Origin of the sequence: Nonomuraea montanisoli (genome assembly GCF_013363975.1) — a bacterium.
Lineage (GTDB): Bacteria > Actinomycetota > Actinomycetes > Streptosporangiales > Streptosporangiaceae > Nonomuraea > Nonomuraea montanisoli.
This window is the reverse complement of record NZ_JABWGN010000017.1, coordinates 87,312-107,722: the sequence shown is the minus strand read 5'-3', so window position 1 is coordinate 107,722 and position 20,411 is coordinate 87,312. Positions and strand designations below refer to the sequence as shown.

20 protein-coding genes are annotated in these 20,411 nt (G+C 73.5%); 7 read left to right on the top strand and 13 right to left on the bottom strand.

Annotated elements, in window-relative coordinates; genetic code table 11:
• Window positions 1-3: 3 nt before the first annotated feature.
• The gene (locus HTZ77_RS36315; RefSeq protein WP_175594282.1) at window positions 4-531 is read left to right on the top strand and encodes an RNA polymerase sigma factor; all 528 of its coding nucleotides are present in this window, start codon (window positions 4-6) and stop codon (window positions 529-531) included.
• Window positions 528-1,727 (top strand): TolB-like translocation protein, encoded by a 1,200-nt coding sequence (locus HTZ77_RS36310; protein ID WP_175594281.1) that lies wholly within the window; start codon window positions 528-530, stop codon window positions 1,725-1,727. The genes HTZ77_RS36315 and HTZ77_RS36310 overlap by 4 nt, the downstream gene beginning before the upstream one ends.
• Window positions 1,728-1,739: 12 nt before the next feature.
• On the opposite strand, the gene HTZ77_RS36305 is transcribed toward HTZ77_RS36310, so the two are convergent.
• The 3 genes from HTZ77_RS36305 to HTZ77_RS36295 all read right to left on the bottom strand — a co-directional run bounded on the left by HTZ77_RS36305 (window position 1,740) and on the right by HTZ77_RS36295 (window position 5,257).
• Window positions 1,740-2,411, bottom strand: a complete 672-nt coding sequence (locus HTZ77_RS36305) for a pentapeptide repeat-containing protein (protein WP_175594280.1) — start codon at window positions 2,409-2,411, stop codon at window positions 1,740-1,742.
• 64 nt (window positions 2,412-2,475) lie between these two features.
• The gene (locus tag HTZ77_RS36300) at window positions 2,476-4,044 is read right to left on the bottom strand and encodes a glycoside hydrolase family 3 protein (protein WP_175594279.1); all 1,569 of its coding nucleotides are present in this window, start codon (window positions 4,042-4,044) and stop codon (window positions 2,476-2,478) included.
• 61 nt (window positions 4,045-4,105) lie between these two features.
• Window positions 4,106-5,257 (bottom strand): acetyl-CoA C-acetyltransferase, encoded by a 1,152-nt coding sequence (locus HTZ77_RS36295; protein ID WP_175594278.1) that lies wholly within the window; start codon window positions 5,255-5,257, stop codon window positions 4,106-4,108.
• A gap of 89 nt (window positions 5,258-5,346) precedes the next feature.
• Between HTZ77_RS36295 and HTZ77_RS36290 the strand changes: the two genes are divergently transcribed.
• Window positions 5,347-6,027 (top strand): TetR/AcrR family transcriptional regulator, encoded by a 681-nt coding sequence (locus tag HTZ77_RS36290; RefSeq protein ID WP_205304408.1) that lies wholly within the window; start codon window positions 5,347-5,349, stop codon window positions 6,025-6,027.
• The gene (locus HTZ77_RS36285; protein WP_175594276.1) at window positions 6,024-6,728 is read left to right on the top strand and encodes a DNA alkylation repair protein; all 705 of its coding nucleotides are present in this window, start codon (window positions 6,024-6,026) and stop codon (window positions 6,726-6,728) included. The genes HTZ77_RS36290 and HTZ77_RS36285 overlap by 4 nt, the downstream gene beginning before the upstream one ends.
• Window positions 6,729-6,768: 40 nt before the next feature.
• Here the strand turns inward: HTZ77_RS36285 and HTZ77_RS36280 are convergent, their stop codons facing one another.
• Window positions 6,769-7,608, bottom strand: coding sequence for a LysR family transcriptional regulator (locus HTZ77_RS36280; protein WP_235995679.1), 840 nt, complete (start codon window positions 7,606-7,608; stop codon window positions 6,769-6,771).
• Window positions 7,609-7,731: 123 nt separating this feature from the next.
• On the opposite strand from HTZ77_RS36280, the gene metE reads away from it, so the two are divergent.
• On the top strand, window positions 7,732-9,912 hold the full coding sequence (gene metE / locus HTZ77_RS36275) for a 5-methyltetrahydropteroyltriglutamate--homocysteine S-methyltransferase (RefSeq protein WP_175594274.1): 2,181 nt from the start codon (window positions 7,732-7,734) through the stop codon (window positions 9,910-9,912).
• Here the strand turns inward: metE and HTZ77_RS36270 are convergent.
• From HTZ77_RS36270 to HTZ77_RS36245, 6 genes are all read right to left on the bottom strand, one after another.
• Window positions 9,905-10,750 carry a phosphotransferase family protein gene (locus tag HTZ77_RS36270; RefSeq protein ID WP_175594273.1) on the bottom strand — a complete coding sequence of 282 codons (846 nt, stop codon included), beginning with the start codon at window positions 10,748-10,750 and terminating at the stop codon, window positions 9,905-9,907. The genes metE and HTZ77_RS36270 overlap by 8 nt on opposite strands.
• A 64-nt stretch (window positions 10,751-10,814) precedes the next feature.
• Window positions 10,815-11,735: a carbohydrate ABC transporter permease gene (locus HTZ77_RS36265; RefSeq protein WP_235995662.1), complete on the bottom strand. Its 921-nt coding sequence runs from the start codon at window positions 11,733-11,735 to the stop codon at window positions 10,815-10,817.
• Entirely contained in the window at window positions 11,735-12,649 is a 915-nt protein-coding gene (locus HTZ77_RS36260; RefSeq protein ID WP_175594272.1) for a carbohydrate ABC transporter permease, read from the bottom strand. Before HTZ77_RS36260 ends, HTZ77_RS36265 begins: the two co-directional genes overlap by 1 nt.
• Window positions 12,649-14,064, bottom strand: a complete 1,416-nt coding sequence (ngcE, locus tag HTZ77_RS36255; protein ID WP_175594271.1) for an N-acetylglucosamine/diacetylchitobiose ABC transporter substrate-binding protein — start codon at window positions 14,062-14,064, stop codon at window positions 12,649-12,651. Before ngcE ends, HTZ77_RS36260 begins: the two co-directional genes overlap by 1 nt.
• Window positions 14,065-14,083: 19 nt before the next feature.
• Complete coding sequence (locus HTZ77_RS36250) at window positions 14,084-14,818, bottom strand: sugar isomerase domain-containing protein (protein WP_175594270.1); 735 nt, start codon at window positions 14,816-14,818, stop codon at window positions 14,084-14,086.
• On the bottom strand, window positions 14,819-15,688 hold the full coding sequence (locus HTZ77_RS36245) for a MurR/RpiR family transcriptional regulator (protein ID WP_175594269.1): 870 nt from the start codon (window positions 15,686-15,688) through the stop codon (window positions 14,819-14,821).
• Window positions 15,689-15,767: 79 nt separating this feature from the next.
• Between HTZ77_RS36245 and HTZ77_RS36240 the strand changes: the two genes are divergently transcribed.
• Window positions 15,768-16,712 carry an N-acetylglucosamine kinase gene (locus tag HTZ77_RS36240; RefSeq protein WP_175594268.1) on the top strand — a complete coding sequence of 315 codons (945 nt, stop codon included), beginning with the start codon at window positions 15,768-15,770 and terminating at the stop codon, window positions 16,710-16,712.
• Here HTZ77_RS36240 and HTZ77_RS36235 read toward each other — a convergent pair whose 3' ends face one another.
• The 3 genes from HTZ77_RS36235 to HTZ77_RS36225 all read right to left on the bottom strand — a co-directional run bounded on the left by HTZ77_RS36235 (window position 16,713) and on the right by HTZ77_RS36225 (window position 19,327).
• Window positions 16,713-17,645, bottom strand: coding sequence for a hypothetical protein (locus HTZ77_RS36235; RefSeq protein ID WP_175594267.1), 933 nt, complete (start codon window positions 17,643-17,645; stop codon window positions 16,713-16,715).
• Entirely contained in the window at window positions 17,642-18,169 is a 528-nt protein-coding gene (locus HTZ77_RS36230) for an RNA polymerase sigma factor (RefSeq protein WP_175594266.1), read from the bottom strand. Before HTZ77_RS36230 ends, HTZ77_RS36235 begins: the two co-directional genes overlap by 4 nt.
• 87 nt (window positions 18,170-18,256) lie before the next feature.
• A complete protein-coding gene (locus tag HTZ77_RS36225) occupies window positions 18,257-19,327 on the bottom strand; it encodes a thiolase C-terminal domain-containing protein (RefSeq protein ID WP_175594265.1) in 1,071 nt (356 codons plus the stop codon).
• Window positions 19,328-19,556: 229 nt separating this feature from the next.
• Here HTZ77_RS36225 and HTZ77_RS36220 point away from each other — a divergent pair, with 229 nt between their 5' ends.
• Window positions 19,557-20,405 (top strand): LysR family transcriptional regulator, encoded by an 849-nt coding sequence (locus tag HTZ77_RS36220; protein WP_175594264.1) that lies wholly within the window; start codon window positions 19,557-19,559, stop codon window positions 20,403-20,405.
• Window positions 20,406-20,411: the final 6 nt, after the last annotated feature.

The following is a 20,411-nucleotide window of genomic DNA, read 5'->3' as shown; positions in this document are numbered from 1 at the left end:
GTCATGAACAGTGAGACAGCCGCTCGCGCGCCCGCCCCGCCGGGCGCCGAGACGGCGCTGGCAGGCCTGTACCGCGAGCACCGGCTCGCGCTGGTGCGCCTGGCGCTGCTGCTCGTCGGCGACCGGGAGAGCGCCGAGGACATCGTCCAGGACGTCTTCTCCAGGCTGCACGGCAGGCGTCCCGAGGCGCTGAGCCTGGCGTACGTGCGCGTCGGCGTGCTGAACGCCTCACGCTCGCTCCTGCGCCGGCGCGGCGTCGCCGCGCGGGTGCTGCCAGGACGGCGGGAGGAGCCGGTGGGCTCAGCGGAGACGGCCGCGCTGCTCGGCGAGGCGCGGCAGGAGATGCTGACCGCGCTGGGCCGGCTGCCCAGGCGCCAGCGCGAGATCCTCGTCCTGCGCTACTACCTCGATCTGTCCGACCCCGACATCGCGCGGGCGACGCGCGTGCGGGAGAGCACCGTGCGGTCCACCGCCTCCAGGGCCCTGGAGCGGCTCAAGCGCGAACTGGGAGAGCTGGAGGCCACGTCATGACCGGTGTCGAGGAACGACTCAGGGACGCGCTGGCCGCCAGGGCCGCGACCGTGCGGGACGACGGGATGCCGCCGGCCCTGCCCGTGCCGCGCGCGACGCGGTCCGGCGGCAGGTGGTGGGCGCCGGTGGCGGTGGCGGCCGCGATCGTCGTCGTGGTGGCGGCCACCGTGGTGGGCACGCGTACGGTCGCCCCGCCCGTCCCCGCCGCGCGGCCCACCCCCTCCCCTGGCGGCTTCGCGCCGCCGGTCCGGCAGGTGTGGCCGGGCGCGGTGCACGAGATCCCGACCACGGCGCCCGGCGGCCGGGCGTTCAAGCCGGACGTGTTCGTCAGCGACCGGGTCGTGGTGGGACGGGGACTCACCAGGAACCGGCCCGACACCATCTACGCGTACGACGTGGACAGGCGGCACTTCACCAGGATCGCCCCGGTCGTGGCAGGCGTGGACATGGACAACAGTCCGGTGGTCTTCGGCGACGGCTACCTGGCGTGGTCGGCGATCCACGACGGCAGCATGGAGATCTGGGCCGTCCCCGTCGGCGGAGGGGTCCCGCGCCGCCTCGCCTCGGTCACGGCCCCGACCTCCAGCGAGAACAAGATCTTCGGCGCGCAGAATCTGGCCATATCGGATGGCATGGCCGTGTGGTCGGCGTCGGACGGCGGGGTCTACCGGGTCCGGCTGAACTCGAAGGGCGCCGAGTGGTATCTGGTCCTCGGGTCGAGGGGCTTCCACCTGGTCGAGTGGCCGTGGGCCGGCTGGCCGCGGAAGGAGTGGGGGCTGGACCGCCCCGTCACCCGTCCCATGGAGCACCTGAAGAACGTGGTCACGGGCGAGACCCGCGACGTGAGAGCCCCCTCCGGGCGGACGTCCTGGAACGACTGCGGGCTGACGTGGTGCTTCAACGACGTCGAGGCGTGGCGGCGCGACGGCACGGGCCTGCGCGCGTTCCCGGGGCGGAGGACCACGGACGTGCTCCTCTCGGGCCGCTTCGTCACGCTCCATCAGAGGGACGCCGAGGGCAGGGGCGCCGCGGCGGTCCACGACATCGCCACGGGACGCACCGGCCTGCTGTTCACGACCTCGACCCGCAAGGGCGACAAGGCCCCGCCGACCCTCCATCTGCAGGACGGCATGGTGTGGTACCAGACGGGACGCGGCACGCAGGTGCTCGTCGACCTGGCCCACGCCGCCCGATGACCGTCAGGAGGGTCAGAGCACGGTGATGCCGCGGGCGGCCAGGATGGCGGCCGCCTGCGCCCGGTTGACGATCGCGCCCGCGAACGCCCTCAGCTTGGCGTCGTCGGGCTCGCCGAGGTCGGCGCCGCGCAGGTCGGCCTTGGCGAAGACGGTCCTGATCAGCTTGGTGCCGCGCAGACGGCAGTCGCTGAACGTCGACCCGGTGAAGTCGCAGCCGGACAGGTCGGCGTCGTCGAAGCGCACGCCCTCGATGACCTGCCCGCGCAGGGAGCAGCCGCCCAGGTTGGCCAGCGTGAGGTTGGAGCGGGTGAGCGTGAAGCCGGTGCCGCGCGTGGCGGTCAGCGACGCGCCGATCATGCGGCACCCGGTGAACGCGGCGTCGCTCAGCAGCGCCCCGCCGAACCGGGCGGAGGCCAGGTCGACGTCCGTGAAGCTCGCGTCGACGAGGTCGGCGTCGTCGAAGCGCAGGCCCATGCCGCCGCCCCCGCTGAAGACGGCCCCGTCGAGGTCGGCCGCGCGGAAGTCGGTCCGCTCCAGCACGCACGACTCGAAACGCGCCCCGCCGAGGGCCGCGCCGCGCAGGTCGGCGCCGGTCAGGTCGCAGCCGCGGAAGACGTGGACCTCGCCGGGCGCGAGCCGCTCGCCCAGCGCGGCGTGGGACAGGTCCTCGCCCTCGACGTCCATGCCGTCAGATCTCCTCGCCGCGAACGTCCATCCCGAGATCTCCTCGCCGCAGACCTCCGTGCCGTCAGAGCCTACCGGTGATCACCTCGGCCGCGGCCTGGCCGCAGACGGGCGCGGAGCCGTACGTGGCGATGTGCACGGCGCCGACGTCGGCGCGCAGGGGCAGGCCCATCTCGACCACCACGGTGTCGGGCCGGGCGCTGAGCAGGTGGCGCAGGGCCTGGGTCTGCCACGGGTGGCGGTGCGCGTCGCGGACGGCCACGACCAGCGGCCGCCCGGCGGCCCCGCGCAGGAGCTCCTCCAGCGCCGGGCCCGTGGTGAGCACGGCGGTGAGCCGGGTCACGGAGGTGCCGGGCAGCAGCCGGGCCAGCGGCTCCCCCACGCCCCAGGGGGTGGACCTGTCGATGGCCAGGTTCATCTCGGGGGCCAGCTCGATCACGACGGGCGCGGCGGTGAGCGGCAGCACGGGCTCCGCTGACCTGCGGGTGACGCGGACCGCCCGCCGGGCGGCGACGAGCCCGGCGGGCCCGTCAAGCGCGGGCCCGTCAAGCGCGGTCCCGTCAAGCGCGGTCCCGCCGAGCGCGCGCCCGTCGAGCGCACGCCCGTCGGGCGAGGGCGACGGCGGGGTGGTGGCGCTGCCCGAGGAGGCGGTCCAGGCGCCGAGCTCGCGGACCCTGCGAGCGGCGTCGGCCAGGCGCTCCTCGGGCAGCACGCCCGAGGTGACGGCGGCGGCGACGGCGTCGCGCACCTCGACGGCGGTCGCCTCGTCGGCGTGCTCGCCGCCGACGCAGATCGCGTCGGCGCCGGCCGCGATGGCGCGCGCCGCCGCGCCGCCGATCCCGTACGTGCCGGCGACGGCGGCCATCTCGATGCCGTCGGTGACGATCAGCCCGTCGAAGCCCAGCTCCTCCCGGAGGAGGCCGGTGAGGATCTTGGGGCTGAGGGTGGCCGGGAGCACGCCGTCGAACGACGGGACGAGCAGGTGCCCGGTCATGACGGCCTTGACCCCTTCGTCGATCACCTCGCGGAAGGGGCGCAGCGCGTCCTCGATCCCGCCGGCCTCCACCACGGGCACACCGTGGTGGGAGTCGACCGAGGTGTCGCCGTGGCCGGGGAAGTGCTTGGCGCAGGCCGCCACGCCCGCCGACTGGATCCCGCGGACGAACGCCCGGGCGTGCCGGGCCACCAGCGCCGGGTCGGCGCCGAAGGACCGCAGCCCGATGACGGGGTTGTCGGGGTTGGAGTTGACGTCGGCGGACGGGGCGAAGTCGATGGTGATCCCGGCGGCGGCGAGCTGGGCGCCGAGGTCGCGGGCGAGCGTCTCGGTCAGCTCCACGTCGTCCACGACGCCGAGCGCGTAGCCGCCGGGCCGGCTGCTGCCGGTGCTCACCTCCAGCCGCGTCACCTCGCCCGACTCCTCGTCGACGCCGACGAGGACGGCGGGGTTCTCGGCGCGCAGGGCGGCCGTCAGCGCGGCCACCTGCTCGGGCCCGGCCAGGTTGCGGGTGAACAGCACCACGCCGCCGAGTCCCTCGCCGAGCCGGCGCCGGAGCCAGTCGGGAGGGGTCGTCCCCTCGAATCCCGGCATGAGGACGGCGTCGGCCAGGCGTAGCAGGTTGGCGCTGTTGGGCATGCCTCGCAATCTAATAGGAAAGTTTCCTATTTGCTAGTGGCATTTTCGGCCGTGGGAGCCGTCAGAGCCGTTCCAGGACGGTGACGTTGGCCTGGCCCCCTCCCTCGCACATGGTCTGCAGGCCGTACCGGCCGCCGGTCCGCTCCAGCTCGTGCAGCAGCTTGACGGCCAGCACGGCGCCGGTCGCGCCGAGCGGGTGGCCGAGCGCGATGGCGCCGCCGTTCGGGTTGACCCGCTCGGGGTCGGCGCCGGTCTCCTTGAGCCAGGCCAGCACGACCGAGGCGAACGCCTCGTTGATCTCCACGACGTCCATGTCGCCGATGGACATGCCGGCCTTGCGCAGCGCGTACGCGGTGGCGGGGATCGGCGCCGACAACATCATGATGGGGTCGGCGGCCCGTACGGACAGGTGGTGGATCCTGGCCCGCGGGGTCAGCCCGTGCGCCTTCACGGCCCGCTCGGAGGCGACGAGGAGGGCGGCGGCGCCGTCGGAGATCTGCGAGGCCAGCGCGGCGGTGAGCCGGCCGCCGTCCACGAGCGTCTTCAGCGCGGCCATCCGCTCGGGGCTCGTGTCACGGCGCGGCCCCTCGTCGTCGCCGACGCCCTCGTACGGGGTGATCTCGCGGGCGAAGCGGCCCCCGTCGATCGCGGCGATCGCCCGGCGGTGCGAGGCGTAGGCGTACGCCTCCATGTCCTCGCGGGAGACGTCCCAGGTGGCGGCGATCTGCTCGGCCCCGGCGAACTGCGAGACCTCCCGCGTGCCGTACCGCTCGCTCCAGCCCTTGGAGCCGGAGAACGGCGTCTCGTGGCCGAGCGGCACGCCCGCGTGCATGGCCGAGGAGATCGGGACCATGCTCATGTTCTGCACCCCGCCCGCCACGACCAGGTCGGCGGTGCCGGACAGGACGGCCTGCGCGGCGAAGTGCAGCGCCTGCTGCGAGGAGCCGCACTGGCGGTCGACCGTGACGCCCGGCACCTCCTCCGGCAGCCCGGCGGCCAGCCAGCAGGTGCGGGCGACGTCGCCGGCCTGCGGCCCGATGGTGTCGACGCAGCCGAAGACCACGTCCTCGACGGCGGCCGGGTCGGCCCCGGTGCGCGCCATCAGCTCCTTCAGCACGTGGGCGCCGAGGTCGGCGGGGTGGGCGCGGGACAGGCCGCCGTTCCTGCGCCCGACCGGGGTCCTGACCGCGCCGACGATGTAGGCCTCGTTCATCATCGTATGGTAGCAAGCGCTTGGTCACATCGAGAATGGCGGATGAGCAGGCACACTTCCGTGAACAAGCGATTGCCCCAGGGCTCATAATGGAGAGCGTGACAACGCGTAAGAGCTCCGGCTCCACCACGGCCGCCCCCGCCAAGCGCCAGCGCGCGGGTTCCTCGGGTTCGGCCTCGGAGCGCCGCGACCATCTGGTCAAGCTCGCCGCGGAGATCTTCGCACGCAAGGGCTTCCAGGCCACGACCGTGCGTGAGATCGCCACAGAGGCGGGCATTCTCTCCGGAAGTCTCTATCACCACTTCGACTCCAAGGAGACGATCGTCGACGAGGTGCTGTCCACCTTCCTCGACGACCTCATCGCCCGCTACCGCGCCGCCCTGGAGTCCGGTTCCGACCCGCGCACGGTGCTGTCGGAAATGGTGCGCATCGGCTTCGGCACGCTGGAGCCGCACCGCGCCGCGATCACCGTCATGCAGAACGACTGGAACTACCTGCGCCAGTTCGAGCGGTTCAACTACCTCGTCAAGGCCGAGGACGAGGTCGAGCAGATGTGGGTGGCGCAGATCAAGGCCGGTCAGACGGCCGGGCAGTTCCGGGCCGACATCGACCCCAAGCTCACCTACCGCATGATCCGCGACACCATCTGGGTGGCCGTGCGCTGGTTCCGGCCCGGCGGCCGGCTCAACACGACCGGCCTGGCCGAGCACTACATCACGGTGCTCTTCGACGGCGTGGCCACCGGCGAGCGCACCACCCAGAAGGGATGAGCGCGCCCGAGGCGGCACCCGCGGCCGTGCGCGACGCGGTGCGCGCGGCCCTGCGCGCGGCGGCCGAGCCCGCCAAGGCCCCGCTCATGCAGGCGTACATGAAGTCCTCGATGCCCTTCCTGGGCGTCCAGGCGGCGCCGCGCCGGGCCGCGCTCAAGCGGGTCTTCGCGGGCCACCGCATCGCCACCGCGCCCGAGTGGCGGCAGGCCGTGCTCGCGCTGTGGCGCGAGGCCGAGTACCGCGAGGAGCGCTACGCGGCCGTCGAGCTGACCGGTTACGCGCACTACCGTGCGTTCCAGACGCTCTACACGCTGCCGATGTACGAGGAGATGATCGTCAGCGGCGCCTGGTGGGACTACGTGGACGAGCTGGCCACGCACCGCGTCGGCGGGCTGCTGGCCGCCTTCCCCGACGTGATGCGGCCCCTGCTGCTGGAGTGGGCGCACGACGGCGACCTGTGGAAGCGGCGCACGGCCATCCTGTGCCAGAACCGGTTCAGGCAGCGCACCGACACCGCCCTGCTCTACGCCTGCATCGAGCCCAGCCTGTCCGACAACGACTTCTTCGCCCGCAAGGCGATCGGGTGGGCGCTGCGCGAGTACGCCAAGACCAACCCGGACGAGGTCGTGCGCTACGTGCGGGCCAAGGGCATCAGCGGGCTCAGCCGCCGCGAGGCGCTGAAGAACCTGCCCGTGGCCTGACCCCGGCGTCTCGCGGGGTGCGCCGGGGGCCGCGAAGGGGTCAGCGGGTCCACAGGGCGTCCTGCACCGCCTGCACCAGCGCCATCAGCTCCGGCGTGACCCGCTCGCGCGACCAGGCCAGCCCGTAGGTGATCCGCAGGTCGCCGGCCGCCAGCGGGACGAACGTCACGTCGTCGCGGCGCACGGCCCGCACCAGGAGCTGCGGGGCCGGCAGCAGCCCCGCGCCGGCCGCGACCAGGTCGAGGGCCGCGGCGAAGTCGTCGCCGGGCGCCGCCCGGGTGCGGCCCGGCAGCCCCGGCCACGGCCGGCCGCCCGGCGCGAGCACCGTGCGGCCCGCCAGGTCCCGCGGCTCGACGCGGGGCCGGGCGGCGAGCGGGTGCCCGGCGGGCACGGCCAGATGGTCCACGGACACGTGGAAGCGGGCCCCGGTGACCAGGGGCGCGGGCGCGGGGACGACGAGGACCGCCGCCGACACCTCGCCCCGGGCCAGCGCGGCCGACGCCTCGGCGCGGTCGGCGACGCGCAGCTCCACGCCGACAGGCGGGGTGCGGGCGGCCAGCCTCCTGGCGACCCGGGCGACGAGCGAACCGACGAGCGGTGGATAAGCCAGGTGAATGCTCGGCCGGGCCAGCCGGGAAGCCTCCGTGGAGAAGGCCGACGCCGACTCCAGCACCTGCTCCGCGTACGGCAGCAGGGCCCTGCCCTCGGCCGTGAGCCGGACGGCCCGCGCGCTGCGCTCGAAGAGCCGGAGGCCGGACGACCGCTCCAGCCGGGTGATCGCCTGACTCATGGCGGGCTGCGACATCCCGAGGTCGGCGGCGGCCCGCGAGAAGCTGAGCCGGTCCGCCACGCGGGCGAAGCACTGAATCTCCCGGAGCATAAGCGTCACGAATCCATGGTGCACCCACCCCGGAGCAGTGGGCACGATTCCCGGCATTGATCAAGCCGCGCGCCGATCGCCACGCCACACGTCGATCGCGCCACGACCACACAGGGAGCACGCATGTCCACGCCGCCCGCCTTCCCCGCCTCCACCGTGCTGGGCTATCCCCGGATCGGCCCGCGCCGGGAGCTGAAGCGCGCCCTGGAGGCGTACTGGGACGGCCGCTCGACCCGCGAGGAACTGGACCGCGCCGGGGCCGAGCTGCGGGAGCGGACCTGGCTCCGGCTCGCCGAGCTGGGGCTGGAGGCGCTGCCGTCCAACACCTTCTCCCTCTACGACCACGTGCTGGACACGGCCGTGATGCTGGGGGCGGTGCCAAAGAGGTACCTGGACGCCGAGGACCCCTACTTCGCCATGGCCCGCGGCACCGACGGCCTCGCGCCGCTGCGGATGACCAAGTGGTTCGACACGAACTACCACTACATCGTGCCCGAGGTCGGGCCCGACACGGCCTTCGCCCTCGACGCCGCCAAGCCCCTCGGCGAGGTGCGGCAGGCGCGCGCGCTGGGTCTGGAGACCCGCCCCGTGGTGCTCGGACCGGTGACGTTCCTGCTGCTGTCGGAGCGCGGCGCGGCGGCGCTGGACCGGCTCGGCGACGTGCTGGCCTGCTACGAGCGGCTGCTCGCGGAGCTGGCCGCCGAGGGCGTCGCCTGGGCGCAGCTCGACGAGCCCGCGCTGGTGACCGACCTCGGGCCGGCCGAGCTCGCCGCGGTCCGGGAGGCGTACGAGCGGCTCGGCGGCGCCGCCGAGCGGCCCGGCCTGCTCGTCGCCGCACCCTACGGCGACCTGGGCGAGGCGCTGCCGGTGCTGGCCGCCACGCCCGTGGAGGCGATCGGCGTGGACCTGGTGCGCGGCGGCCTGGACGGGGTCGCGGCGCTGGCGGGCAAGACCGTGGTGGCGGGCGTGGTGTCCGGGCGCGACGTGTGGCGCACCGAGCCGGAGCGGGCCGCGCACGCGCTGCGGACGGTCCGCGCGCACGCCGCGCACGTGGTGGTCGGCACGTCGTGCTCGCTGCTGCACGTCCCGTACGACGTGGCGGCCGAGCCGGACCTCGACCCGGCGCTGCGGGCGCGGCTGGCCTTCGCCGAGCAGAAGGTCGCCGAGGTGGTGGAGCTGGCGCGCTCGTCCTGGGACGGCCCGGAACCGGCGGCGGCGTCGGTGCCTCTGGCCGCGCCCGTCCCGGCCGGTGAGCGGGCGCCGTACGCGGTGCGCGCCGCCGCCCAGGCCGAGCGGCTGGGGCTGCCGCCGCTGCCCGTCACCACGATCGGCTCGTTCCCGCAGACCGGCGAGCTGCGCGCCGCCCGCGCGGCCGTGGCGGCCGGGACGCTGCCCGAGCGGGAGTACGACCGGCTGGTGGAGGCGGAGATCGAGCGGGCCGTCCGCGCCCAGGAGCGGCTCGGCCTCGACGTGCTCGTCCACGGCGAGCCGGAGCGCAACGACATGGTGCAGTACTTCGCCGAGCACCTGGACGGCTTCGCGGTCACCCGCGACGGCTGGGTCCAGTCGTACGGCAGCCGCTGCACGCGCCCGCCGATCCTGCACGGCGACGTCTCCCGGCCCGGGCCGATCACCGTGCGGTGGGCCCGCCACGCCCAGTCGCTGACGGACCGCCCGGTCAAGGGCATGCTCACGGGGCCGGTCACGATCGTCGCCTGGTCGTTCGTCCGGGACGACCTCCCGCTGCGCGACGTGGTGTTCCAGGTGGCGGAGGCGATCCGGGAGGAGGTGTCCGACCTGGAGGCGGCCGGGGTGCCGGTGATCCAGGTGGACGAGCCGGCGCTGCGTGAGCTGCTGCCGCTGCGCCGCGCCGCGCAGGCCGACTACCTGGAGTGGTCCGTCGCCGCGTACCGCCGGGCCACCTCGGGCGCGGACACCGCCACCCAGATCCACACGCACCTGTGCTACTCGGACGCCGACCAGATCCTGGCCGCGATCGACGGCCTGGACGCCGACGTCACCACCGTCGAGTCGGCCCGCTCGGGCGGGCGGATCCTGGGGGCGGTCGGCGGGTTCGGGCGCGGGCTCGGGCCGGGGGTGTACGACATCCACTCGCCGCGCGTGCCGGGCGGCGAGGAGGTCGAGCGGCTGCTGCGTGAGGCGCTGAAGGCCCTGCCGGCCGGGCGGCTCTGGGTGAACCCGGACTGCGGGCTGAAGACGCGCACGTACGAGCAGGTCGAGGCGGCGCTGACGAACGTGGTGGCGGCCACGCGCCGCCTGCGCGAGGAGCTGGCCCTCAGCTGAACGTGCGGACCAGGTTGGCCAGGGCGGCGTCCGCGTAGTGGCGGGGGCCCGTGCTCAGGCCGTAGGCCAGGTCCTCGATGAGGGCGCACCGGGCGTAGAAGCGCACCCGCGCCCGGTCGTCCTCGCCGAGGCCGCCGTCGTAGTGCGCGGCGGTGGCCTCGAACACCTCGGGGCCGAAGTCGCGGTAGACGCGGGCGAAGTCGTGGGCCGGGTCGGTGAACGCCGCGTCGGTCCAGTCGAGGACGCCCGTCAGCAGGCCGGTCTCCGGGTCGGCCAGCAGGTGCTCGGCGCCGAGGTCGTTGTGGCAGAACCGCAGCACGGCGGTGTCGGCGGGCACCGCGGCGCGCAGGAACGCCTCGACCAGCGGGCGCTGCTCCTCCGGCACGTGCTCCTCGACGTCGCGGTAGTTCTGGCCGGCGTCCTGGAGCAGCGTGGGCGCGGGGTAGAGGTCGGGCGGCGCCAGCTCGCGCAGCCCGTCGGCGGGGGCGGCGTGCAGGGCGCTGAGGAACGCGCCCAGCGGCTCGGCCAGCCGCATCGGGTCGGGCAGCGGGTGCAGGTTGACCGGCCGGCCGGGCAGCTTGCGGTAGGCGATGACGGCGGCCTCCGGGTCGCTGAAGACCACCTCGGGCACCGGCAGCGGGGAGATGGCGCGCACGGCGGCGAGCAGGGCGGTCTCGCGCCGGGTCTCGTCGCCGTCGGCGACCCTCGCGCCGCGGACGATCAGCTCGCCGTCGATCTCGTACACGACGTTGTCCAGGCCCTCGCCGAGCCGGACGATGGAGTGGATCTCGTGGCCGGGCAGATGGCGGGCCAGGAGCGCGCGGATGTCGGCGATCACACTGCGCAGCCTAGGCCCGCCGGGCCCGCCGTGCGAGGGCCCCGGGCCCGTCCGCGTCACCCGGTCACTTCAGCGCCCCGGCGGTCAGTCCGGCCTGGATCTGCCGCTGGAAGATCGTGTAGACGACCAGCATGGGCAGGATGGCCAGGGTCAGGGCGGCGAACAGCGCCGACCAGTCCTGGTCGTAGCCGGCGGCGGTGGAGATGTCGGCGATGCCCTGGGTGAGCACCCACTTGTCGCGCTCCTGGAGCAGCACCAGCGGGAGCTGGTACTGGTTCCACTGGCCGAGCACGTTGAAGATGGTGACGCTCACGATGCCGGGCCGGGCCATCGGCAGCATGATCTGGAAGAACACGCGCGTGTGCGAGGCGCCGTCCACCATGGCCGCCTCGCCGACCGCCGTGGGCAGGGTGCGGAAGAAGGCCGCCAGGAAGAACACGGTGAACGGCATCGAGTGCGCGATGTAGACGAGGATCAGCCCGGCGTGGGTGTTGAGCCCGATGAACGGCCCGAGCACCGGCACGTTGCCCATGTTCTGCACCACGAAGAACAGCGGGCTCAGCGCCAGGTAGACGGGGAGGGCCAGACCGGAGACGAACAGCAGGTAGAAGGCCCGGTTCCCACGGAACGGATAGCGGGCCAGCACGTACGCGGCCATGGAGCCGACCAGCATGGTACCGAGGGTGCTGAACGACACCACGATGACGCTGTTGAGCGTGTACTGCCCGATGTGCGCCTGCTCCCAGGCCCGGGCGAAGTTGTCCCAGTGCAGGGTCTCCGGCAGCGACCAGGCGTCGCCGAAGATCTCGTCCTCGCTCTTGACCGAGGCGAGGAACGTCCACAGGATCGGCACCACGACGAGCACGGTCCACACCAGCAGCGCCATGTGCGACAGCACGCCCAGCGGCCCGAGGCGCCGCCGGCGCTCGCGCCGCTCCTCCCCGCGCGAGGTCGCGACCGTCCCCGAGGTCATGGTCGTCGTCATCAGTACTCGATTCGTTCGCGCCTCGACAGGCGCAGCGAGATGATCGCGAAGCCGACGGTGAAGAAGAACATCACGACGCCGAGCGCGGAGGCGTAGCCGAAGCGGAAGTACGAGAACGCGTTGCGGTAGATCTCGGCCGCCATGACGGTCGTCGAGAAGTCCGGGCCGCCGTGCTGGTCGGTCATGACCCACACGATCGCGAACACGTCGAGCGCCAGGATGCCGAGGTACACCCACGCCACCTGCACGGTGTCCCACAGCAGCGGCAGCGTGATGCGGAAGAACAGGCTCCCCCGCCCGGCCCCGTCGATCTGCGCCGCCTCGAACATGTCGCGCGGGATCGAGGCGAGGCCGGCGGAGAAGAGCACCACGTAGAACCCGACGGCCTGCCAGACCATGACGCCGAGGACCGACCAGAAGGCGACGCCCGGGTTCGACAGGAACCCGATCGGCTCGATCCCGAGCGCCATGAGCGGCCCGTTGAGCATGCCGCTGCCGTCGGGCCGGAACACCTGCTGGAACAGCACCGCGACCACCGCGACGGCCAGCACCTGCGGGAAGAAGAAGATCACCCGGTAGAGCTTGGAGCCCCTGACGCCTTCCCGGCCGCCGCTGCCGCCGCCCACGTTGAGCAGGAAGGCGAAGAACAGCGCGATGACGATCGTCAGCAGCGGCAGCAGCACGAGCAGCGCCGCGTTGTGCCGCACCGCCTTCCAGAAGATCCCGTCGGAGAACAGCCTCGTGAAGTTCTCGAACCCGATGAAGCTCGGCGTGGCGCTCACACCGCGCCAGTCGGTCGTCGCGATGTAGAACGCCTGGATGTACGGGGAGATGACGTACACCAGGTAGAGCGTCACCGGGGCCGCGAGGAAGGCGGTGATGAACAGCCCGCGGCGGTAGCGCTGGAACAGCATCAGCGCTTGAACTTCTTGATCGAGGAGTCGCCCTTGATCTCGTCGGCCTTCTTCTGCAGCCGCTCCAGGTACTTGTCAGGGGTGAGGCCGCCGGTCATCAGCTCGCCGGTGGCGGCGATGGCCTCGTCCTTGAGCTGGCCGTACCAGGTCTGCCAGCGGTAGGTGACGGTGTTGGCGCCCGCGGCGGTGACGGCCTTGGACGCGCTGGCCGCGCCCGGGGACAGCTGCCGGCCCTCGCCCGCGCCCTTGACGACCGAGACGGTGCGGACGAGCTCGCTGAAGTCGCCGGCCGCCTTCTTCGACAGCATGGCGCGCAGGTACTCCATGCCGGCCTGGGGGTTGGCGCCCTTGGCCGGGACGATGAAGTTCTCGCCGGGCGAGGTGTGCAGGGTGCCGTACGGCATCTTGTCGGAGCCGGTGAAGTCGGGCAGCGGGAACATGCCGTACTCGAAGTCGGCGGGCGTGGTGGTCTTCTGCTCGTTCTCCAGCCACGACCCGGCGGGCAGCATGGCCACCTTGTACTTGTTCTGCGCGGTCTGGGTCTGGACGTGGTCGAGGCCGGCGGTGCCCTCCATGAGGTACTTCGCGCCGATCTCGGCCCAGGCGGCGGCCGACTGCTTCATCGGCTCGGCGGTCCAGGCGCCGTCCTCCAGGTTGTCGATGTTGACGAGCACCTCCGGCCCGCCGATCTTCGCGGCCATGGTCAGCAGCGGCTCGTACAGGTACTGCGGGAACTTGCCGGCGTAGGTGAAGGGCGCCATCTTGCCGGACTTCTTGATCGTCTCGCAGAGCTTGAGGAACTCGTCCCAGGTCTTCGGCACCTGCCAGCCGTTGTCGCGGAAGACCTTCTGCGAGTACCAGACGCCGAAGATGTAGTTGACGTACCCGAGCACCGCGAACTTGCCGTCGTAGGTGCCGATCTCGACGACGGCCGGGTCGAGCAGGTCGCGCACCTTGACGTTGGGGTCGTCCCAGCTCGGCGCGTCGAGCAGCGGGGCGAGGTCCTGGAGCTGGCCGTCCTGGGCGAGCGCGCCGAAGTCCATGGCGTTGGCGCCGGAGTTGTCGATGACGTCCGGCGGGTTGCCGCCGGCGAAGCGCGGCTGCAGGACCTTGGTGATCTCCTTGGTGGACTCGATCTTGATCTGCGCCTTGGGGTACTTGGCTTTGAACAGCGGCTGGTGGATGTCCTTGGCGTAGGCGGTGCCGAAGCCGCCGTCGAAGATCCAGACCTCCAGCGGCTTGTCGGCCGCGACGCCGAAGGGGTTGGCGGCGCTGGTGGCCACCGGCGCGGCCGAGGACGAGGCCGGCGCCTTGGACGCCGGCGTGGCGCAGGCGGCGAGCGCGCCGGCCACGGGGACCAGCGCGGCGCCCCGGAGGAGCTGGCGCCGGGTGATGTTCTGGGGGGTGTTGGTCATGATGGTGCTCTCCTGACTTTCAGGCTCCGCGTCTGATGCGCCCCGCGTAGCGGCTCTCCAGGGCCTTGTTGTGCTCGTCGCCGCCGGTCACGTTGACCGACAGGTAGATGGGCGGCGTCTCGCCGAGGGCCGCCAGGCGCTCCACCGCCTCGGTGACGACCATCTGCGCGAGCAGCGCCGAGGTGATCGTGGAGACGGCGCCGTACGTGCCGCCGCCGGGCAGTTCGAGGACGGCGTCGCCGTACGGCGAGCCGTTGTCGAGGACGACGTCGGCCAGGTCCAGCAGCCGGCGGCCGGAGGGGTGGCGCGAGGTCATCCGGGTGCTGTGCTCGACCGAGGTGATGGCGATCAGGGGGTGGCCGCGCTCCTTGACGATCGTGGCCAGCTCCACCACCGTGCCGTTCACGCCGGAGCTGGAGACGAGCACGAACACGTCACGCGGGTCCACCGGGGCGAGGTCGTAGATCCGCCGGGCGATCGCGGGGTCGCGCTCCAGCTCGGAGGTCAGGACGCCGGGCGGCTCCCCGCCGTACAGGACGAGGTCGCGCGGCGAGAGCCGGTTGCTGGGCACCAGCCCGCCGGCGCGCCCGGCGATCTCCATGGCGATCGCCTCGGAGTGCCCGGACCCGAAGGCGTTCACCACCCCGCCGGCCCACAGCGCGTCGACGATCAGCCCCGCCGCCCGGTCCACGGGCTCCGCCTGGCTCTCGGCGACCCGGTGCGCGAGCTCCAGGGCCTTGGTCGCGTACGTCATTCAGCCTCTCTCCACCCGGTGGCTCTCCACGGCGCTGATCGTGCGCTCGAACGCCTCGTTGGTGCGCTCGTAGGTGCGCTGGGCGACCGCCACGTACACGGCGTCCAGCACGAACAGCTGTGAGTGGACGGCCGCCAGCCCGCCGAGCCGGAACGTGGTCTCGCGGCTGGCCGTCGTGAGCACGAGGTCGGCCAGCTCGGCCAGCGGCGAGCGGGCGAAGGAGGTGACGGCGACCGTCGTCGCGCCGTGGCTGCCGGCCTCGGCCAGCGCCTCCATCACCTCGCGCGTGCGGCCCCGGTGGCTGATGCCGATCGCGACGTCGCCCGCGCCGAGCAGCGCGGCGTCGGACAGCGCGACGTGCGCGTCGCCCGCGCTCCAGCACGGCAGGCCGATGCGGCGCAGCCGGCCTTCGAGCATGGTGGCGACGTTGCCGCTGGTGGAGACGCCGACGAGCAGCACGCGGCGGGCGGCCACCACGGCGTCGGCCACACGGGCGACCGTCTCGGAGTCGAGCTGGGCGGCGGTGTCCTGGATGAGCCGGGCGTCGGCGGCGGCCATGACCTCGATGGCGGAGTCGAGCGGGTCGTCCGGGCCGATCTCGTGGCCCACGCCCGCGCCCCATCCGGCCTGCGCGGCCCGGCCGGTCTCGGTGGCCAGCGCCACCCGCAGCTCGGCGTAGCCGGAGAAGCCGAACGCGCGGCAGAAGCGCGTCACGGTGGCGGGCGAGCTGCCCGCCCGCTCGGCGAGCGCGATGATCGTCGAGCGCGCGGCCTCGGCGGGATCGCCCAGGATCACCTCGCCGACCCGGCGCAATGCCTCCGGCAAACCGGGTAGTTCTGTTTCGACGCGCCCAAGGGCCCCTGAAGTCACGAATATTCCTTCCGAATACCCGGTCTTCTGGCGAAAATTATTCTTGCTTGCTGGTCGAGTCAAGCCCCAGAATCGGACCGTGACCAAGTCGTTCGTGATCGGGGTCGACGCCGGCGCCACCTCCACCCGGGTGGCGGTCCACGCGCTGGACGGGTCCCGCGCCGGCTACGGCCGGGCCGGAGCCGGCAATCCGAGCGCCCACGGCCTCGGCAAGGCGGTCGCGGCGATCGGCGAGGCCCTGGCCGAGGCGCTCGACGGCATCGACCCGTCCCGCGTGGTGGCCTCCCTGGCCGGCGTGGCCGGTCAGGTCGAGGAGCTGACCGGCGAGCTGGCCAAGGTCTGGGCCGACCACGGCGTCGCCGCCGGGCCCCGGGTCGCCGGCGACGTGGTGATCGCGTACGTGGCGGGCACGCCGGAGCCGTCCGGCTCGCTGCTGCTGTCCGGCACCGGCGCGGTGGCCGCCCGCGTCACCGACCACGAGCTGGAGGTCATCGCCGACGGGCTCGGCTGGCTGCTGGGCGACGCGGGCTCCGGCTTCTGGATCGGCCGCGCCGCCGCCAAGGCCGTGGTCGCGGCCCTCGACCGCGGCACGCGCGAGGGAGCGCTGGTCGAGCTGGTCCTGAACGACTTCCTGGGCGACCGGCGGGGCGCCACGACGCGCGCCGACGCCGACCGCGTCGTGCGGCTCGCCCAGGCCGACCACATGCGGCTCGCGTCGCTGGCGGCGCTGGTGAGCCGGGCCGCCGCGGCGGGCGACCCGATGGCCGTGGAGATCGTCCGCGAGGCGGCCGGCCACCTGGTGGCCACGGTCGGGCGGGTCCACGTGTCCGGGCCGACCGTGCTGGCCGGGAGCGTGCTCACCAGCGACGGGCCTGTCCGGCAGGCGGTGGGCGCACTGCTGGCGGGCCGGGAGGTGACCACGGCGGGCGACGCGGCCGGGGCGGCGGCGTGGCTGGCGGCCCGCGACCTGCTGTCGCCCGAGCGGGCGCGCGAGCTGCACCCGCTCTTCACCGCCGCCTCCTGATCACTCGCTCGTGTCCTCCGGGGGCTTGGGGCCGCCGTAGAGCGGGTTATTGGCGATCCGCTTCTCGGACACCAGGAGGCGCACGACACCCGGCTGGTCCGCCACCGCCTCCCAGACGGTCCAGTCGCCGCCCACGGGGTCGGACTGCCGCTTGGGATCCATGCCGTAGCCATTGCCGCCCGGGTTCGGCTCGATGATCTGGAAGACCGCCTTGAGGCCGCGCCGGTGCACCTCCGCCAGGACCTCGCGCACCGGCCGCTCGTCCACGCGGACCCCGGCCAGCATCCCCCCCTTGCGGGTGGCCACGCTGAACGACTCGTAGTGCTCCCCCGGTCGGGCCGGACGGCCCAGGCTGAGCTGGGCCTTGCCGGCCAAGTCCTTGCCCACCTGGATCGTGAGCGCGCAGTCCTCGTGACCGAGCGTGCAGCCGGCGGGTTCGAGTTCACCGCCGATGCCGACGACGTCGTCGGGGGCGGGCGGCTTTGTTTCGCGCATGCCGGCCTTGACGAGCGTGCCCACGGAGTCGGGGGCGACCGGCACCAGCGTGAGCTCCACGTCCAGCCCCACCGCCCGGAACCCCTCGGTGTAGAGGGCGTGGTCGGCGAGCGGGTCGCGGATCCGGGCGACCCACTGGTCGCCCTCCCGCCGGATCTCGATGGCCGAGTTGGCGTAGGAGGTCGCCGGACCCGAGCCGTCCTCCAGGAAGCTGGGCCCGAGCACGACCGCGGCGGCGAGCGCGGCCGTCGCGAGAGCCCCTGCGAGCAGGCGGCGGGTGCGGCGCCTGCGCGGGTTCCCCGGCGCGGGCACCGCGTGCGGGATCTCGTCCGGGTCCACGGCCGTGACGGAGGCCAGCAGCGCCCGCGCCCCCGCGCCGGACGCCCGGCCCGCCAGCTCGTCGTCACGGACGCGGGCGAGGTCGGTCAGCTCGTTCATACGGACTCCAAGGCGAAGCGGTTGGCGGACACGCCCGCGCCGGCCAGAGCCTTGGCGAAGCGCTTGCGGGCGCGGTAGAGACGGATGCGCACGGCATTGCGGGAGCAGTCCAGGACCTTGGCGATCTGGCCGGGGTCGAGCCCCTCCCAGGCGACCAGCGACAGCAGCTCCCGGTCGCCGTCGGGCAGTTCCTTGAAGGCCCGGGCGATCGAGCTCAGCTCGACGCTGCCCTCGGGCGAAGGGGCGTAGAGGTCGGCCACGTCGGCGTCGAGCGCGACCAGGCGCCACCGGGCCGCGCCGCGGCGGTGGTTGGCCAGGACGTTGCGGGCGACGCCGTACAGCCACAGCCGGGCCTCGTCGCCGGGCGGCAGCGCGTCGGTGCGGCGCCAGGCGATGGCGAACGTCTCGGACACCACGTCGGCGGCGTCCTCCGGCGAGTCGCAGCGGCGCGCCGCGTATCCGAGGATCTGCTCGTACGTCTGCTCGTAAACGGCCTCGAACCGGGTCCTCCGGTCGTCATCCACGGGCGGTCCCCATGGTCGGCCTCCTGTGTCAGGGGATGGTGGAACATCCCCTTCATGTCTGAAGGCCCCCGAGCATTTCAGGATTTTTCATGAGGTGAGGATCGCGGCGCTTCCGTAGCTGCCGCCGAAGCCCGTGACGAGCGCCGCCTCGCGGCCCGCGCGCAGCTCCCGCACGGCCTGCGCCACGTTGTTGAGGCCGTGCACGTACCCCTCCGACAGCAGGCCGCCGTGCGGGTTGACCCACGCGTGGCGGCGCTCCAGCAGGTACGCGCCGAGGTCGGCCCGCTCCACGAGGCCGAAGTCCTCCAGTTGCCTGGGCACCAGCCACGAGTACGCGTCGTAGGGCAGGGCCGCGTCCACGTCCGAGGGGCGCATGCCCGACGCCTCCCACAGCATGGGCGCCACGTACGCCGAGAAGACGTCGGTGACGTCGGGCGCCCGGTCCATCGCCGAGCAGCCGGGCCCGCCCCCGCGCACCACGGCCCGCACGCGCGGACCATCGAGCACGCCGCTGACCAGCAGCGCGCACGCGCCGTCGGTCTCCTGGCAGCAGTCGGCGGTGCGCAGCGGCGTGCAGACGTACGGCCTGGCCAGGTAGTCGTCGAGCTCCATCGGCCCCCGCCGCAGCGCCCGGGGGTTGGTCTTGGCGTTGGCGCGCGACTGGGCGACGACCGCGTGCAGGTGCTCCTCGGTGAGGCCGGTGTCGTACAGGTAGCGGGTGGCGGCCAGCGCGAACATCGGGATCGGCCCGGCCATGCCGTAGGTGAAGCGCTCCTGCGGGCCGGTGGAGACGGTGTTCATGCGCCGCCCGGAGCGGCCGTTGAGCGCCCGGTAGACGAGGACGTTGCGGGCCAGCCCGGCGTGGACGAGCATCGCGGCGTCGCCGAGGATCGAGGCGGCCTGCGTGCCGCCGCCGGCGATGTCGTTGTGCCAGCCGAGGCGCTCGATCCCGAGCGCGCGGGCCACCTGCACGACGGGCACCGAGTCGTTCATGTGGTAGCTGAGGACGGCGTCCACCTCGGCGGGCAGGAGGCCCGCGTCGGCGCAGGCGGCGCGGCACGCCTCCAGCGCCTGGTCCAGCACCGTGCGGCCGGACTCGCGGGTCAGGGCGGTCATCCCGACCCCGGCCACGGCCGCGCGCCCGGCGAACGGCTGCATGGACGTCCTCCCCTGGCCAGGCGCGCGGACGGGCCGGCTCCGGTCGCGGTCGCGGTCGCGGTCGCCCGCCGGGACGGGGCGCGATCCGTCCCGGCGGGCGACGTCTGCGGTGCTCGCCGTCACGCTAACGCGCCGCCGTTCTTTAGACAAGCGCTTGCTCGGCAATCTCCGGCTGTAATACGGGAAGGTGATCAAGCGATACCCGATCCCCATCACCAAGAGGTGAGCGATGGATCTACGGCACGTACGGCACGCGATCGCGATCGCCCGCGCGGGCAGCCTCCGGCGGGCCTCCGCGGTGCTCCAGGTTCCCCAGCCGACCCTGTCGGAGCAGTTGCGCGCCCTGGAGAAGGAGATCGGGGTCGAGCTCTTCACGCGCTCGCCCAGCGGCGTGCGGCTGACCGAGGCGGGCGAGGCGTTCCTGGCGCAGGCGACGGTCGCGGTGGACGCCTTCGAGCGTGCCGTCACCGCCGCCCGGGGCAGGGGGCGCGCGATCCGGCTCGGCGTGGCCGACGGCCTCGGTGACGTCGTGGCGCGCATGCTCGCCCGCGTCGAGGGGACCAGGCTGCGGGTGGCGCCGATGAGCACGGCCGAGCAGCTCGTCTCCATCGCCGACGGCACCCTCCAGGCCGGACTCGGGTACGCCCCGGGCTCGCTGCCGCGCGGCGTGGCCCGCATGACGGTGCGCCGCTGCCGGGTGCGCGCCCTGCTGCCCCGCGGGCACGAGCTGGCCGCGGGCGATCCCCTGTCGCTGGCCGATCTCGCCGCCCTCCCCCTGGTGATGCCCGACTCCGACGCGGTCGCGGGGGCCCGGCGTTTCCTGGAGGGGTTCGTCCGGGTGGGCTTACACCCGCGGCTCGGCCCGTCCGCGGCCGGGCACGACGCGGTGATCACCATGGTCGAGGCGGGCGCCGGGTACTCGCTGAGCGTCCGCGAGGAAGTCGCGGTGCCGGACGGCCTGGTGTTCGTGCCGCTGGCGGAGGACGTGCCGCCGATCGAGGTGGTCTTCCTGTGGAACCGCCAGGCCGAGGTGGACGACCTGGCGCACGCGGCGCGACACCTCGCCCGTACTGGATAGCGTTAT

Bases quoted from the DNA above. Each gene is read 5' to 3' on its own strand.
- HTZ77_RS36315 (WP_175594282.1), top strand. From the start codon at position 4: ATGAACAGTGAGACAGCCGCTCGCGCGCCCGCCCCGCCGGGCGCCGAG.
- HTZ77_RS36310 (WP_175594281.1), top strand. From the start codon at position 528: ATGACCGGTGTCGAGGAACGACTCAGGGACGCGCTGGCCGCCAGGGCC.
- HTZ77_RS36305 (WP_175594280.1), bottom strand. From the start codon at position 2,411: ATGGACGTCGAGGGCGAGGACCTGTCCCACGCCGCGCTGGGCGAGCGG.
- HTZ77_RS36300 (WP_175594279.1), bottom strand. From the start codon at position 4,044: ATGCCCAACAGCGCCAACCTGCTACGCCTGGCCGACGCCGTCCTCATG.
- HTZ77_RS36295 (WP_175594278.1), bottom strand. From the start codon at position 5,257: ATGAACGAGGCCTACATCGTCGGCGCGGTCAGGACCCCGGTCGGGCGC.
- HTZ77_RS36290 (WP_205304408.1), top strand. From the start codon at position 5,347: ATGGAGAGCGTGACAACGCGTAAGAGCTCCGGCTCCACCACGGCCGCC.
- HTZ77_RS36285 (WP_175594276.1), top strand. From the start codon at position 6,024: ATGAGCGCGCCCGAGGCGGCACCCGCGGCCGTGCGCGACGCGGTGCGC.
- HTZ77_RS36280 (WP_235995679.1), bottom strand. From the start codon at position 7,608: ATGCTCCGGGAGATTCAGTGCTTCGCCCGCGTGGCGGACCGGCTCAGC.
- metE (WP_175594274.1), top strand. From the start codon at position 7,732: ATGTCCACGCCGCCCGCCTTCCCCGCCTCCACCGTGCTGGGCTATCCC.
- HTZ77_RS36265 (WP_235995662.1), bottom strand. From the start codon at position 11,735: ATGACGACGACCATGACCTCGGGGACGGTCGCGACCTCGCGCGGGGAG.
- HTZ77_RS36260 (WP_175594272.1), bottom strand. From the start codon at position 12,649: ATGCTGTTCCAGCGCTACCGCCGCGGGCTGTTCATCACCGCCTTCCTC.
- ngcE (WP_175594271.1), bottom strand. From the start codon at position 14,064: ATGACCAACACCCCCCAGAACATCACCCGGCGCCAGCTCCTCCGGGGC.
- HTZ77_RS36250 (WP_175594270.1), bottom strand. From the start codon at position 14,818: ATGACGTACGCGACCAAGGCCCTGGAGCTCGCGCACCGGGTCGCCGAG.
- HTZ77_RS36235 (WP_175594267.1), bottom strand. From the start codon at position 17,645: ATGAACGAGCTGACCGACCTCGCCCGCGTCCGTGACGACGAGCTGGCG.
- HTZ77_RS36225 (WP_175594265.1), bottom strand. From the start codon at position 19,327: ATGCAGCCGTTCGCCGGGCGCGCGGCCGTGGCCGGGGTCGGGATGACC.
- HTZ77_RS36220 (WP_175594264.1), top strand. From the start codon at position 19,557: ATGGATCTACGGCACGTACGGCACGCGATCGCGATCGCCCGCGCGGGC.